Origin of the sequence: Empedobacter brevis NBRC 14943 = ATCC 43319, assembly GCF_000382425.1 — a bacterium.
Lineage (GTDB): Bacteria > Bacteroidota > Bacteroidia > Flavobacteriales > Weeksellaceae > Empedobacter > Empedobacter brevis.
Genome location: NZ_KB908305.1, coordinates 22,882 through 37,055 on the forward strand (window position 1 = coordinate 22,882; position 14,174 = coordinate 37,055).

The following is a 14,174-nucleotide window of genomic DNA, read 5'->3' on the forward strand; positions in this document are numbered from 1 at the left end:
TCATCTAAAAAATTATAAGTAAAAATTTTTGGTTATGAGAGATCTATAACCAAAATTGATCTTTCCAATCTGTATTGGTTAAAAGTGTATTAAATTGTTCTTTAATTACTTTTAACTTTTTTTGTGTAGCATTTTTTTCGAATTCCGGAAACATTTGTTTTTCCTCAAATCGAATGTGCAAATCCAATTCCTCTTCGATGTAAATCAAACTTTTCATTGGATTCTTAACATCTATTTTAAATAATCGCTTTAGGCGTCGGTGCTCTTTTAACGCTCTTCTTACCAAATAGTGGTCTTCATCTAATAAGGTAAAAAGAAAGTGCTCTTCTATTTCAAATTTCTTGAACAATATTTCTTGTCCATACCAATTCACATAATCAACTATACGTTGTAAATCAACTCCTTTATCTATTCCTGCTCGAATATTCCAACAAAAAAACAATGTTTTGTGGTGTCTTACACAAGCTTCGTTCAAATTCAATCCAACTGAATAAGTAAGATGGGCTAATTTCGTTTGAGGAATTTCTACAGCTAGTTCCATATCATGATATTTTTTTAATTCGGATATTCGGATATTTTTATCTTGTTTTAAGATATTTTTTTTTTAATGCTTAAGAAAAGCCAAACCTTTCTCAAGGTCATCAATCAAATTAAACATAGAAGTTTGTTCTAACATAGCTCTCAAATCACTACGAATAGCAAAAACGCGACTATGCAAAGCACAAGGTCTATTTGCATCACATTCTACCAATCCCAAAATGCAACTGTGATATAAACCATCTCCATCTATCGCTTTAATGATATTTACTAATTTTATATCTTCCAGATGTTCAGCATCCATTAGGAACCCTCCCATTTTGCCTTTTACAGACGATATGACATTTGCTTTTACTAATTGCTGCAAAATCTTGGCAGTATATGCTTCAGGCGAATTAATGGAATTTGCTATTTGCTTCAAGTTTACTCTATTCCCATTTACAGACTCTTGTGCAATAAACACACAAGCCTTAATTCCATACTCACAAGCCTTTGAAAACATTAACTTCTTTTATTCATTAAAAATTACACCACAAATATACAATTAATTTTAAATCGGACAAATTTATCTCATTAAATTTTTAAAATAAAAAAACCACTCAAACAGAGTGGTTTTTTTATATCTGAAAAGAAAATTCTTATTCTTCGTCTTCGTCTTGATCTGCATCCTTAACAGCATTACGAGAAGTACGGATAGCTACTACTACTGCGTTATCTGGATGAGCAAACGTATAGTTATCATTTTTCAATGATTCAACATACATTTTGTGACCAATTCTCATTGGCGTGATATCGATTTCGATTTCATTTGGTAAGTTTGCTGGAATAGCACGAACTTTTAACTTACGCATATTGAAACGTAAAACCCCACCAGCTACTAAACCACGAGCACGTCCTACTAAACGAACTGGAACTTCCATCGTTACTGGTTTGTCTTCGCTTAATTGATAAAAATCTACGTGTAAAATTTTATCTGTTACCGGGTGAAACTGAATATCTTGCAAAATTGCTTGAATTTTAGCCCCATCAGCTAACTCGATTGTCGCTGTGTGAGCGTCTGGCGTATAAACTAATGATTTAAACGCTTTTTCATCAGCTGAAAAGTGGATAGGCTCTCCAGAACCGTAAACCACACAAGGTACTTGTTCAGCATTACGTAGGTTACGTGTAGCCACTTTACCTAAGTCTTCTCTTTTTACACCTTGAATTGTAATTGACTTCATAATAATATATATAAATAAAAATAATTTAATTTTAAAGCTAAACAACTAGATAACAAATCGTTGACTAATTGATTTATTGCTGTGTACCAAATGCATAACATCTGCAAAAAGCGGAGCGCAAGATAATACTTTTATTTTAGATACGGAAGTATTTTTTAATGGAATACTATCCGTTATAGCAATTTCCTCCAACATAGAGTTTTCAAGACGCTCATAAGCAGCTCCTGATAATACTCCATGCGTCGCAATAGCACGAACAGATTTAGCTCCTTTAGACATAATTAATTCTGCTGCCTTAGCTAATGTACCAGCCGTATCAATCATATCATCTACCAAAATAACGTTTTTGCCTTCTACTTCTCCAATCAGCATCATGCTATCTACTTGGTTGGCAACTTTACGCTCTTTGTGACATATGACAATATCAGCATTTAGATATTTCGCATAGGTATTTGCACGTTTAGCACCTCCCATATCCGGAGAAGCGATACAAATATCATCTAAACCTAATCCTTTAATATATTCGACAAAAATTGTTGATGCAAATAAATGGTCAACAGGGATTTCGAAAAATCCTTGAATCTGATCCGCATGTAAATCCATTGTCATTACGCGAGTCGCTCCTGCTGTCATTAACATTTTTGCCACTAATTTTGCTCCAATTGGCACACGAGGCGCATCTTTTCGATCTTGACGAGCAAAACCAAAATAAGGGATTACAACTGTAATACTTTTTGCTGAAGCTCTTTTTGCCGCATCACACATTAAAAGTAATTCCATTAAATTGTCTGTTGGCTGCATTGTAGAACCAATTAAGAATACACGAGCTCCACGAATTGGCTGTTCGAAAGCCGGCACGAATTCTCCGTCACTAAATTCTACAATTTTAGACTTACCAAGTTCTTGACCATAATAATCGGCTATTTTTGTTGCCAAATCTACTGATCCTCTTGTTGAAAAAAGAAATGCTGATTGTTCCATTGTTTGTTTTGGGAATATTTGTGCAAAAATAATTTAAATGATTCAAAGAAGAGATAAAAAATACAAAAATTAATTTCGGCACAGTTCTTGAAGTCTTTTTTAGCACGTTAAAATAATCACAAAAAAATATTATGACTTTCGTTAGTTGTAAGCTTTTTTAACATTATTTATTTATTCGTTTTTAACAATTTATATAATTTTGTAATTAAATATATCCTCATGAAAAAGATTTCATACCTATTAAGTGTAATTGGATTAGGAGTTTTTGCACAAGCACAGGAAACTACTGAAACAGTTAACAATGATTACAACAAGTGGTCTATTGAAGCACAAGCTGGTGCTAATAAAGCCACTGCTCCATTCACAAATGGATACTACAATGAGACTCCAAGTTTTTATAACGCAAACTTTGGTGTTCGTTACATGTTTAACAACAAATTCGGTCTAAAACTATCTGGTGGATATGATCGTTTGAAAGAAGGAGAAGGTTCTAAACATTTTAGATCTAATTTCTATCGTGTAGATTTATCAGGAGTAGCGAACTTAGGTCGTATGATGAATTTTGAAACTTGGACTAACACTATTGGTTTATTAGCTCATGGTGGTGTTGGTTATGGGTTTATGAATAACGATGCTACAAAAGGAGATTCAGCTGGTTTATTAGATGATAACGACGAAATGGGATTGATCTCTTTAGGTCTAACACCACAAGTTAAGTTAACAAATAGACTTGTGTTAACTGGTGATTTATCTTACACAAAAACAATCCGCCAAAACACAGCTTGGGACGGACAGTCTTCAGATCCTTCAGCTAGAAGAGGTTTTGACGGTTCTTTATGGAATGCGACATTAGGGTTAACATTTTACTTAGGTAAAAATGAAAAACACGCCGACTGGGTTTACGAGCCAACACGTTCTGACTTAGAAGATCGTATCGCTAATATTGAACAAATGTTAAAAGATTCAGACGGAGATGGTGTTGCTGATTATTTAGATCAAGAACCAGATTCAGCTCCAGGGGCAGTTGTTGACACTAAAGGTGTTACTATTGACCACAATGGAAATGGAATTCCTGATAACATCGAAGAATACATCAAACAAAATGCAGGAGGAAACACAACTATTGTTAACGATGCTGATTTCTTAGAACAAATGATTAATTCTGGAATTATCAATGTATACTTCGATTACAATTCTGATAAACCATACCAACAATCAGTTGGAGGGATCAAATTTGTATCTGAATTCTTAAAAGCGAAACCAAACGCTCAAATTGATATTTTAGGTTTTGCTGATCCAGTAGGAGGTGATGCTTTCAATAAAGACTTATCTCGTAGAAGAGCAGAAAACGTTAAAGCAATTTTAGTTAGTCAAGGAGCGAACGCATCTCAATTAACAACAATCGGTGAAGGTGAAGACAAAGAATTCAAAAATTCTCAAGTTTCTTCTCATCAATTAGCTAGACGAGTTGTTTTCAGAGTAAAATAATAATTATTCTAAAATAGAATTACTAGTCAGGGATAGATTTTTCCAATTTTGGAGTGGTCTATTCCTGATTTTTTTTTAACTTTACCGTTACTTAAATTACTATAATATTGAACCCTTTTAGCCAACACTTTAATACTCCTAGATGGGTAGTATTGGTGATAGATATAATAATTGTTTTTCTAAGTTATATCATAAGTAATTTTATTTTGAATAGTTTTCTAAATACGTTTAGTGTTGAAAAACTTGTTTATAAATTACCATTCATAACATTAGTTTACTTCTTCTGTTTTATATATTTTAAGACATATAAAGGAGTTGTAAGGAAAACAGGCTTAAAAGATGCTGAAAATGTATTTGTATCTAACACAACAGCTTTTCTTATACTTTTTTTTATTTCTTTTATCTATAGGCAATTTTTAGAACATAATTTATCAAGTTCGTCAGCATTGTCTTCAACTTTCAGAATGTCATATTCTGTAATATTTGTTCATCTTTTTATTTCTACAGTCGCTATGGTTATAGCAAGGCTGTATTATAAATGGATTTATGATTACTTTTTTTCTAAAAATAAAGTAGCTCAAAAGATATTAATTTATGGAGCAGGGGATTCTGGATTAATTACAAGAAACATTCTCCAAAACGATACTCAACATAATTATAAAGTTATAGGATTTATTGACGATAACCAATCCAAGATAGGTACATTTATTGATGGTGTTAAAATTTATTCCATTCATGACATTGATGATAAATTTATTGACAGAAACGATATCTCAGAAATTATTATCTCGATTCAAAACATCAAGACAAATCAAATGCTTCATCTTTCTAAATCTTTGGAAGATTTAAATGTGAACATAAAAATAATTCCTCCAATATCAAATTGGATTGACGGAACTTATAAACCAAATCAAATCAAACAATTAAAGATTGAGGATTTATTAGGAAGAGAGTCTATAAAGTTGAAGAATCCTATCATTAATGAAAATATTAAAGGAAAAAGAATCTTAGTCACTGGAGCTGCCGGATCTATAGGAAGCGAAATTTCTAAACAAATTGCAATAATGGATTTTGATCAATTAATTTTAATTGACCAGGCTGAGTCTGCTCTTTATGATGTACAACAGTCTCTTAAAAATGAAATTTCAGAAGAAAAACAAAAAAGAATAGACTATATCGTTTCAAGCGTGAGAGATCATAACCGAATGCTAAGTCTATTTGATAAATATCATCCACAAGTCATATTTCATGCAGCGGCTTACAAACATGTTCCGTTAATGGAAAAATTCCCTTACGAGGCCATTAATACAAACATCTGTGGAACAAAAATAATTGCAGATTTAGCAAATGAATTTGATGCTGAAAAATTTGTAATGGTTTCAACAGACAAAGCTGTTAACCCTACAAATGTAATGGGTGCCACAAAGCGGGCAGCGGAAATCTATGTAAACTGTATTAACGAAATATCTAAAACAAATTATATTGTTACTCGTTTTGGTAACGTATTAGGATCCAATGGATCTGTAATTCCTCTTTTTAAAAGACAATTAGAAAACGGAGGTCCGTTAACTGTTACGCATCCGGATATAACTCGTTTCTTTATGACCATTCCTGAAGCATGTCAACTTGTATTAGAAGCTGCTATAATGGGAAAAGGAGGTGAAATCTTTGTATTTGACATGGGAGAATCAATGAAAATTATTGACCTTGCAAAAAGAATGATCAGATTGAGCGGCTATAAATATCCTGAAGAAATTGATATTAAAATTGTAGGTTTACGCCCTGGAGAAAAAATTTACGAAGAATTATTAGCAAATGATGAAAACACCGTAAAGACTCATCATGAAAAAATCATGATTGCTAAAGTCAATACATATAAATGCAAAGACAATAAAAAATTAATTGAAGAATTATGTTTAATGTCATCAACTATAGAAAAGCATGAGCAAGTCATGAACTTAGTTGCCAAAATAAAAGAAATTGTACCAGAATTTATTTCTCAAAACTCTGAGTTTGAGAAGCTTGATAATATAACTTATGAAAAATAGAATTTTCCAATTTTTATGTATTATTTCTTTACTTGCAATCACAGCCTGTGGTTCCAGAAAAGAAATCGTTTATTTTCAAAACCAAGAACAATTAACAACCAGCTTTGAGCAGTATATACCCAAAATACAGCCTACTGATCAATTAGCAATTGTTATTTCTGCTGCTGATGTAGCTGCTGCCGCTCCATTTAATCAATTAAGTACGATACAAACCACAGCGAACAGTAATACCCTTTCTCCATATAGTCCAACTTATACCGTTGATGAACATGGAAATATTAATTTACCTATGGTGGGAAGTATAAAATTAGCCGGGTTGACAAGAAGCCAAGCAATAGAAACTATAAAAGAAAAAGTAAGTAAGTATGTTGTTAACCCTGGAGTTAACGTAAATTTTGTAAACTTTAGAATTAGTGTATTGGGAGAAGTCACTCGTCCTGGTAGCTTTATTGTTCCGACTGAAAGAATCACACTTTTAGACGCCTTAGGAATGGCAGGAGATTTAACCATTAAAGGAAAACGGGAAAATGTTACAGTAATTAGAGAAAGTAACGGGGTGAAAGAACGTCACATGGTTGATTTAACATCAGAATCTGCTTTAAATTCTCCTGTATACTATTTGGCACAAAATGATGTTGTTTATGTTGAGCCGAATTCCGCGCAAGTAGCAGCTTCAAAGTTTACACCCAACTACACATTATGGATTTCGATGGCTGGTGTAATTATTTCTGTAATTTCTGTTTTAACAAGGTAAAATGAATCAAAAATATAATTCTATAAAAAATAACACTTCATTTGAAGAAGAGGAAGAAAGTATTAATCTAAGACAAGTACTAGAGCAATATTTATATTATTGGAAATGGTTTGTATTAGGTTTAATCATTGCAATCATCGGGGCCTTATTTTATTTAAAATATACACAAAAACAGTATCAGGTTTCTGCTAAAATTTTATTAAATGAAAAAGAATCAGCTGCTGGTGAATTGGCTGGTTTAGCTGATGCTGCAACCATGTTTGGAACAAGTGCTAACTCTGAAGTTGGTGATCAAATTGAAGTTCTAAAATCAAGAAGACTTATCTCTAAAGTTGTTGAACAAAACAACTTGAATATTCGTTATTTTAGCGTTGGACGTATTGCAGAATTAGAAACAACTGCCAGTAACTCGCCAATTAAAATTTTATTTTTAAATGAAGCTGATAAACTTAATGAAGAATTAAATGAAGAGCTGAATATAAAAATAGAGTCAACAACAAAGTTTAGTTTAACTAACCATAAAACCAAAGAAACACAAGCCTACTCTTTTGGACAGAAAATAAAAACTCCTTTTGGAGATATTGTGATTAGTCCGAATAAAAATATATCTAAAAGTATAGATGCTGAGTATTTAATCAAATTAAATTCTTTAAACTCTACAGTAACTTACTATCAAAATAAAATTTTGATCGAACCAAATAGTGACAAAAATTCTAAAATTGTTAACTTCAATTTAGTCGGTACTGTTCCTGAAATTTCAAAACAGTTTATCAATGATTTGATTAAACAATATAATTTAGATCTTGTCACAGATAATAATAAATTGACGGAAGCAACATCTAAATTTATTGATTCCAGGTTAGCCATAGTTACAGGAGATCTTCAAGGGGTAGATAAAGATTTAGAAAGATATAAACAAAGTAATGATATTACAGATGTCACTTCTGAAGCGAATATTTTTCTACAAAATGCCTCTGAAAATGAGAAAAAATTATTAGAATCTTCAACTCAACTTCAGTTAGTTGACTACATGAACTCTGCTTTGAGTTCTAATAAATCTGATCTTTTACCTACTAATATCGGATTACAAGATCAAACCATCGCATCGCAAATTGCTTCTTACAATGAACTGGTTTTAACAAAAGATGATATGTTAAAATCTGTAACGAACGAACACCCAAATGTGGTAAAACTTCAAGAGCAGATCAGCGATATCAAGAGAAACTTAAAAAATAGTTTGCGTTTATACAGAAATAACACACAAACGTCTTTAAGTTCTATCCAAAACAAACAAAATCAAATAAGAAGCAGAATCCAAAAAGTACCTAGTCAGGAGCGTGGATTCAGGGACATCTCAAGACAACAACAAATTGTTGAAGCTTTGTATTTGTTCTTATTGCAAAAAAGAGAAGAAAATGAAATAAAGGCTGCTGCAACTCCGGAAAATATCAAAGTCATTGATTTTGCTTATGATTCAAAAATTCCTGTTTCACCTAAAAAGAATATCGTTCTATTAGGCGCAATGATTCTAGGGTTAGTTGTACCATTTGCCTTTATATACATCTATAAATTACTTAATAATAATGTCAATTCTAAAGAGGATGTAGAAAATGCTGTTGGCGCACCTATTGCAGGACAAGTACCAAAAAGTGATACTTCTATTATTGAACACAATGACAGCTCGAGTGTAGCTGAGGCATTTAGAATTCTTAGAACAAATATGAATTTTCTTCTTAAAAATTCTACAGATCCGCAATCAATTTACATTACATCAACAACAAGTGGAGAGGGTAAAACATTTATTTCAACGAATTTAGCTCAAATCTTGACAATGTCCGGTAAATCAGTCTTGTTGATTGGTGCTGATATCAGAAGTCCAAAAGTATTAGATTATTTAGGTATTACAGATCAATATAGACACCAGTACGGTGTAACTGAATATTTGATTTCTAATGATATTAACATCAGTGATATCGTCATTAAAAATCCTGCCGATTATAAATTTGATGTTATCTACTCTGGTCAAATTGCTCCAAACCCATCAGAATTACTCATGAATGGACGTTTTGAAGATATTATCAAATATGGTAAGGAAAATTATGATTATGTCTTGGTTGATACTGCTCCTGTGAGTTTGGTTACAGATACTTTATTAATTTCTAAGAGTGCAGATATTACCATGTATGTCGTTCGTGCAAACTATTTAGATAAACGCATGTTAGCAATTCCTAGAGATTTATACCAGGAAGATCGCCTTCATAATATGACCATGGTTGTAAATGACGTAGATTTTACAAAAGGCTACGGATATGGTTACGGATATGGTTACGGTTATGGGGAAAACCACAAAAATAATTCTTGGTTGAAAAACCTATTTAAGAAAAAATAAATTCAATAAAAAAAGCCATTTCATGATGAAATGGCTTTTTTTATTTTAAGATTTACTATTGTCTTTGTCTCACTGCTTCGTATACACAAATTGCAGCTGCATTACTTACATTTAGCGAATCGACAAAACCTAGCATTGGTATTTTGATTAATGAATCTGAATGATCTGCCCAAAAGTCTGAAAGCCCTGTCGCTTCTGTTCCTAAAACAATCGCAGATGATTGGTTAAAATCCGTTTCATATAAACTTTTCGTTTCTTCTCTTAAAAAAGTCGAAACGACCTGTATATGATTTGACTGTAAAAAAGCTAAAACAGCCTCTTTATTTGCTGAAGCAATTTGATTCGTAAACAACGTACCAACCGAAGAACGAATTACATTAGGATTAAAGAAATCCACGGTTTCATCACAAACAATAACAGCATCTACTTTAGCTCCATCCCCTGTTCGTAAAACCGCACCAAGATTCCCCGGTTTTTCAACAGCTTCCAATATAACTATCAACGGCTTTTCTGGTAATTGCAAATCTGCAAGTGAAGAAGATTTAGTTTTATAAACACCTACAATTCCACCAGTTGATTTTCTGTAAGCTAATTTCTCAAAAACTTGTTTTGTAATTGTAAAGATTTTAGCCTGATCAAAATCAATCGATTTGATGTAAATATCTTCACAGATATAAATCTCGACCGCTTCATAACCACCTTTTACCGCCAATTCATTTTCTTGTGTTCCCTCCACAATAAACAAATTTTGGCTTTTGCGTTCTCTCGATTTTTCCTGCAGTTTCAGCAAGTTTTTAATCCTTGGATTTTGAAGACTTTCTATTAACATCTTGCAAAATTAATCGAAATTCTTTGAAATAAACTTCAAAACTATTTCATTGTTGCCAATTTTTTGCTGACAACCTTTACCAATTCATATTTTACAGAAGATGCATCCGCTGGTGGATTTTCTACTTTCGATTTTTTTACTACAACTTTATACTCATATCCCGGTTCGTGCGTAAACCCGTCGATGTAATTATAGAAATATTGCCATTCTGCAGCATCACCTTCTTTCACCATCATACATTGCATTTTCCCTGCACCTGCCGAACATTCTCTCGTTTCCGGAGCAATTGTTAAAAGTTCCTCTCCTTGATTAGTAGTTTTAGTTGAGGCACAAGAAGTGAATAAACCTACTCCTAAAATGCTTGATAAGATTATTTTTTTCATAAAATTGAGTTTTCATTTTGAAAGACAAAGACTATACCAAAACCAAGATACTTCTCTATCTTCGGTTCATTTTTCAAATTTAACTTGATTATAAATAATATAGCTACTTACATTTTTTTTGTACCTTTGCACCTTAAAATCAGAATTTTCGTATGACCAAAGATGGAAAAATGGAGTTGATGGCTCCTGCTGGGAATTTCGAATCGTTGCAAGCAGCTTTAGATAATGGAGCTGATTCTGTCTATTTCGGAGTCGAGCAGTTGAATATGCGTGCGAGAGCATCCATAAACTTTACAATGGACGATTTACCAGAAATCGTAAGACGTTGTGAAGAAAAAGGTGTGCGTTCTTACCTTACTTTAAATACAATTATATACGACCACGATTTATCTTTAATTAAAAACTTATTGGACAGAGCCAAAGAAGCTAACATTACAGCTGTTATCGCAATGGACCAATCTGTTATTGCATACGCAAGACAAATCGATGTAGAAATTCATATTTCGACTCAAATTAATGTGACAAATATCGAAACAGTAAAATTTTATGCCATGTTTGCTGATACAATGGTACTGTCTCGTGAATTGAGTTTGAAGCAAGTGAAAAAGATTTGCGAACAAATTATCAAAGATGATGTTCGCGGACCAAGTGGAAATTTAGTTGAAATCGAAATTTTCGGTCACGGAGCTTTGTGTATGGCCGTTTCAGGAAAATGTTACCTGAGCCTGCACTCTCACAACTCTTCTGCAAATCGTGGTGCTTGCAAACAAAATTGCCGTAAAAAATATACCGTTATCGATCAGGAATCCGGTTTCGAAATCGAATTAGATAATGAATACATGATGTCTCCAAAAGATTTATGTACTATGGAATTTTTGGATGAAGTTGTAGATGCAGGTGTTAAAGTATTGAAAATAGAAGGTCGCGGACGTTCTCCGGAATATGTCGCTACTGTTATTCGCTGTTACCGAGAAGCTATAGATTCTATTGCCGACGGAACATATTCGAAAGAAAAAGTAGATTACTGGATGGGATTATTACAAACAGTTTACAACCGTGGTTTTTGGTCTGGTTATTATTTAGGTCAGAAATTGGGTGAATGGTCTGCTGTTCCAGGTTCTATGGCAACTCAGAAAAAAGTTTATATTGGAAAAGGAGTTCATTTCTTCCCAAAACCAAGTATTGGTCAATTTGTAATTGATGCATACGATTTAAAAGTTGGTGATTTAATTTTAGTAACAGGCCCAACAACTGGAGCCAAAGAAATGGTGGTGACAGAAATGATGGTTGAAGATGTAAAATCTGATACAGCTAAAAAAGGTGATTCGATTACAATTCCGATGGAATTTAGAATTCGCCCTTCTGATAAGTTATATAAATTAGTAAAAGTAGAAGAACCCGGAACACAACAAAATAGTGTTGAAGAAGGCGCTTATTCTCATTAAAAATAGTTATTCATGGTCATTATTACGTTACAACGCGATAAATGTATCGGATGCAACTATTGTTACGAGTTAGCACCAGAACGTTTCAGAATGTCAAAAAAAGATGGTAAATCTGTTTTATTAAAAGCGATTGATAAAAAAGGGTTTCACACCTTAAAAGATCCTGACCATACCATTGCAGAAAATTGTGAGCGTGCAGCCAAAGCTTGCCCTGTAAACATTATTACTGTAAAAGAGATATAGATTAAAACATCAACTCTATAAAAAAGTCCGTCAAAATTGACGGACTTTTTTATAATTTAAATTATGTTAGCTTATTTTACTCTCTTTTTCTAAGCGCTCCATTGCCTTTTCATGTGCAGATTTCACGTCATTTTTAATCTTTTTATCCTGAGTTGACTTTCGAATCTTTTCAGCGTGATAAGCCAAATCGTCCAACGACATTCGATAACTCACATAAAAACCTCTATTGTAACGAGAATAAGATGCTAACCCCCAATTCGCAATCAATTGATTTTTGATCTTCTTTGTCTGGTATTCATTCAGGTAACGCTGTAATTTAGGCGACAGTTCTTCTTTCGAAATCGATTTTACAGAACCATCCATTCGGCTGAACCAATATTTATTATCCAATTTGATATAAGATTTTGCTCCCAATATGCTTTTAAAAGCTAAATCACCCAATAAACACACTTTCTCAAAATCTGTCTTTTCGTTATTCATATAGTCCCAATATAATTCAGAACTCATTCCTACCATAGGACTTTTATCAATTGTCGCATCATAAAGCGTTTTTCCATTTTGATAAGCTGTTGCTACATTTTTAAACTCAACTCCAAAATCATCACAGGCTTTTTGATAGCCAGCAAAAGAACCAGAATACTTTTCGAAATTGTCACTAAAAACCCTATAAATACAATAATGTGAAATATCAATCAATACTTTTTTAGAATCATCCAAAAAACCATTGACCAACTGTATCGGGAAATTATAATAATCGTATAAACTCATGATGTACTAGTCTTATCCTAAGTAGGTGTTAATTGTTCGACTAAGATAAGATAGTTTTTAAAAATGATAAAATGATAAGTATCAAAGATGAAAATCTTTCGGTTAAAATTTTTATTTTTAAATTTGATTTACAATAAATCTTATAGTTAAAAATTATTTTTTCAACGATTATAATTTAGCTTGCCAATAATCACATTTTTTTATTTCTCCCGTATCCAACTTAAATTCGTGAGTAATTAAAACGATCTCTAAGATCGCAAAATCAAATGGTGTTTTAAAAAGGTCTCCGGCATAAGAAAACGTATGATATTCTCCATTTTCACCACAAACATCAACGTTCATCGGAAAAGAATCTATGACACTCCTATCAAGATCTCTTCCTATAAAAGACTGATCTAACTTATCAGCTTGTGTAACGATTATTTTAGATTTTATTCCTGATTTTAAGAATTCATCCATCACTTCTAAAGATGTTTTTCCCCAAAGCGGTTCCACAACTTCAATTCCCAATGGAAGAAGCTTACTCTCCCGGTATTTTTTTACATCTGTTAAAAAAATATCTCCAAAAATAAAATGTGCGACACCCAACTGTTTAAAATGGTTGACCGCTTTCAACATTTCGTCTTCATATGTTTTTATATCTTTTGTTAACGTAACCAAATACAACGGAATACCAATGCTTTCTACCTGCTTTTTCAACAATTCCAATGGAATTCCATGAATAGAAGAAGTATTCGTTTCAGCAGCTATCGTGGTCAGCAATGCAATTACTTCGAACTCTTTCCCTTCTAAAACTTTTTGCAAAGCCAATGCAGAATCTTTTCCTCCGCTCCAATTGAATACAGCCTTTTTTAATTCTTTTTTCATTTACACTCCTTTTTCATCTTCTTCACTTTTTAAAGTTAACGAAGAAATATACTGTTCAAACAAAAAAATCCATCTAAAAAGATGGATTTTTTAATATTTTCGTGGAGCTGGCGGGATTCGAACCTGTAGTTTTAATAAAATTACTTAAGGTTGTTTTACACTGATAAACAAATGTTTACAATAAACATTATGTTCTTTAAGGTTGAATAAAAATGTCTA

The 14,174-nt window shown here is 32.6% G+C and carries 14 protein-coding genes; 6 read left to right on the forward strand and 8 right to left on the reverse strand.

Annotated features, from left to right (window positions below):
* Positions 1-43: 43 nt before the first annotated feature.
* The 4 genes from H277_RS0116800 to H277_RS0116815 form a co-directional block, all read right to left on the reverse strand.
* Positions 44-541 carry a hypothetical protein gene (locus tag H277_RS0116800; protein ID WP_019976789.1) on the reverse strand — a complete coding sequence of 166 codons (498 nt, stop codon included), beginning with the start codon at positions 539-541 and terminating at the stop codon, positions 44-46.
* Positions 542-604: 63 nt separating this feature from the next.
* Positions 605-1,039 carry an RrF2 family transcriptional regulator gene (locus H277_RS0116805; RefSeq protein ID WP_019976790.1) on the reverse strand — a complete coding sequence of 145 codons (435 nt, stop codon included), beginning with the start codon at positions 1,037-1,039 and terminating at the stop codon, positions 605-607.
* Positions 1,040-1,175: 136 nt separating this feature from the next.
* A complete protein-coding gene (locus H277_RS0116810; protein WP_019976791.1) occupies positions 1,176-1,760 on the reverse strand; it encodes a 50S ribosomal protein L25/general stress protein Ctc in 585 nt (194 codons plus the stop codon).
* A gap of 45 nt (positions 1,761-1,805) precedes the next feature.
* Complete coding sequence (locus H277_RS0116815; protein ID WP_019976792.1) at positions 1,806-2,741, reverse strand: ribose-phosphate pyrophosphokinase; 936 nt, start codon at positions 2,739-2,741, stop codon at positions 1,806-1,808.
* A gap of 219 nt (positions 2,742-2,960) precedes the next feature.
* On the opposite strand from H277_RS0116815, the gene H277_RS0116820 reads away from it, so the two are divergent.
* The 4 genes from H277_RS0116820 (at position 2,961) to H277_RS0116835 (ending at position 9,420) form a co-directional block, all read left to right on the forward strand.
* The gene (locus tag H277_RS0116820; protein WP_019976793.1) at positions 2,961-4,229 is read left to right on the forward strand and encodes an OmpA family protein; all 1,269 of its coding nucleotides are present in this window, start codon (positions 2,961-2,963) and stop codon (positions 4,227-4,229) included.
* Between the two features lie 107 nt (positions 4,230-4,336).
* Positions 4,337-6,277, forward strand: a complete 1,941-nt coding sequence (locus H277_RS0116825; protein WP_244874906.1) for a polysaccharide biosynthesis protein — start codon at positions 4,337-4,339, stop codon at positions 6,275-6,277.
* Complete coding sequence (locus tag H277_RS0116830; RefSeq protein WP_019976795.1) at positions 6,267-7,031, forward strand: polysaccharide biosynthesis/export family protein; 765 nt, start codon at positions 6,267-6,269, stop codon at positions 7,029-7,031. The genes H277_RS0116825 and H277_RS0116830 overlap by 11 nt, the downstream gene beginning before the upstream one ends.
* Position 7,032: 1 nt before the next feature.
* Positions 7,033-9,420, forward strand: a complete 2,388-nt coding sequence (locus H277_RS0116835; RefSeq protein ID WP_019976796.1) for a GumC family protein — start codon at positions 7,033-7,035, stop codon at positions 9,418-9,420.
* 55 nt (positions 9,421-9,475) lie between these two features.
* Here the strand turns inward: H277_RS0116835 and H277_RS0116840 are convergent, their stop codons facing one another.
* Entirely contained in the window at positions 9,476-10,249 is a 774-nt protein-coding gene (locus tag H277_RS0116840) for a TrmH family RNA methyltransferase (protein WP_019976797.1), read from the reverse strand.
* A 41-nt stretch (positions 10,250-10,290) separates the two neighbouring features.
* The gene (locus H277_RS0116845) at positions 10,291-10,632 is read right to left on the reverse strand and encodes a DUF4377 domain-containing protein (protein ID WP_019976798.1); all 342 of its coding nucleotides are present in this window, start codon (positions 10,630-10,632) and stop codon (positions 10,291-10,293) included.
* Between the two features lie 152 nt (positions 10,633-10,784).
* Here H277_RS0116845 and H277_RS0116850 point away from each other — a divergent pair, with 152 nt between their 5' ends.
* Both H277_RS0116850 and H277_RS0116855 read left to right on the forward strand, forming a co-directional pair.
* The gene (locus H277_RS0116850; protein ID WP_019976799.1) at positions 10,785-12,077 is read left to right on the forward strand and encodes a peptidase U32 family protein; all 1,293 of its coding nucleotides are present in this window, start codon (positions 10,785-10,787) and stop codon (positions 12,075-12,077) included.
* A 12-nt stretch (positions 12,078-12,089) separates the two neighbouring features.
* On the forward strand, positions 12,090-12,320 hold the full coding sequence (locus H277_RS0116855; RefSeq protein WP_019976800.1) for a ferredoxin: 231 nt from the start codon (positions 12,090-12,092) through the stop codon (positions 12,318-12,320).
* Between the two features lie 66 nt (positions 12,321-12,386).
* Here H277_RS0116855 and H277_RS0116860 read toward each other — a convergent pair whose 3' ends face one another.
* The gene (locus tag H277_RS0116860; RefSeq protein WP_019976801.1) at positions 12,387-13,088 is read right to left on the reverse strand and encodes a hypothetical protein; all 702 of its coding nucleotides are present in this window, start codon (positions 13,086-13,088) and stop codon (positions 12,387-12,389) included.
* A 168-nt stretch (positions 13,089-13,256) separates the two neighbouring features.
* Entirely contained in the window at positions 13,257-13,955 is a 699-nt protein-coding gene (locus H277_RS0116865; RefSeq protein WP_019976802.1) for a Dph6-related ATP pyrophosphatase, read from the reverse strand.
* Positions 13,956-14,174: the final 219 nt, after the last annotated feature.

What these genes read in the sequence shown, in the direction of transcription:
- H277_RS0116855 (WP_019976800.1), top strand. Translation starts at nt 12,090, where the DNA reads ATGGTCATTATTACGTTACAACGCGATAAATGTATCGGATGCAACTAT.
- H277_RS0116835 (WP_019976796.1), top strand. Translation starts at nt 7,033, where the DNA reads ATGAATCAAAAATATAATTCTATAAAAAATAACACTTCATTTGAAGAA.
- H277_RS0116850 (WP_019976799.1), top strand. Translation starts at nt 10,785, where the DNA reads ATGACCAAAGATGGAAAAATGGAGTTGATGGCTCCTGCTGGGAATTTC.
- H277_RS0116820 (WP_019976793.1), top strand. Translation starts at nt 2,961, where the DNA reads ATGAAAAAGATTTCATACCTATTAAGTGTAATTGGATTAGGAGTTTTT.
- H277_RS0116865 (WP_019976802.1), bottom strand. Translation starts at nt 13,955, where the DNA reads ATGAAAAAAGAATTAAAAAAGGCTGTATTCAATTGGAGCGGAGGAAAA.
- H277_RS0116845 (WP_019976798.1), bottom strand. Translation starts at nt 10,632, where the DNA reads ATGAAAAAAATAATCTTATCAAGCATTTTAGGAGTAGGTTTATTCACT.
- H277_RS0116805 (WP_019976790.1), bottom strand. Translation starts at nt 1,039, where the DNA reads ATGTTTTCAAAGGCTTGTGAGTATGGAATTAAGGCTTGTGTGTTTATT.
- H277_RS0116800 (WP_019976789.1), bottom strand. Translation starts at nt 541, where the DNA reads ATGGAACTAGCTGTAGAAATTCCTCAAACGAAATTAGCCCATCTTACT.
- H277_RS0116840 (WP_019976797.1), bottom strand. Translation starts at nt 10,249, where the DNA reads ATGTTAATAGAAAGTCTTCAAAATCCAAGGATTAAAAACTTGCTGAAA.
- H277_RS0116815 (WP_019976792.1), bottom strand. Translation starts at nt 2,741, where the DNA reads ATGGAACAATCAGCATTTCTTTTTTCAACAAGAGGATCAGTAGATTTG.
- H277_RS0116810 (WP_019976791.1), bottom strand. Translation starts at nt 1,760, where the DNA reads ATGAAGTCAATTACAATTCAAGGTGTAAAAAGAGAAGACTTAGGTAAA.
- H277_RS0116860 (WP_019976801.1), bottom strand. Translation starts at nt 13,088, where the DNA reads ATGAGTTTATACGATTATTATAATTTCCCGATACAGTTGGTCAATGGT.
- H277_RS0116830 (WP_019976795.1), top strand. Translation starts at nt 6,267, where the DNA reads ATGAAAAATAGAATTTTCCAATTTTTATGTATTATTTCTTTACTTGCA.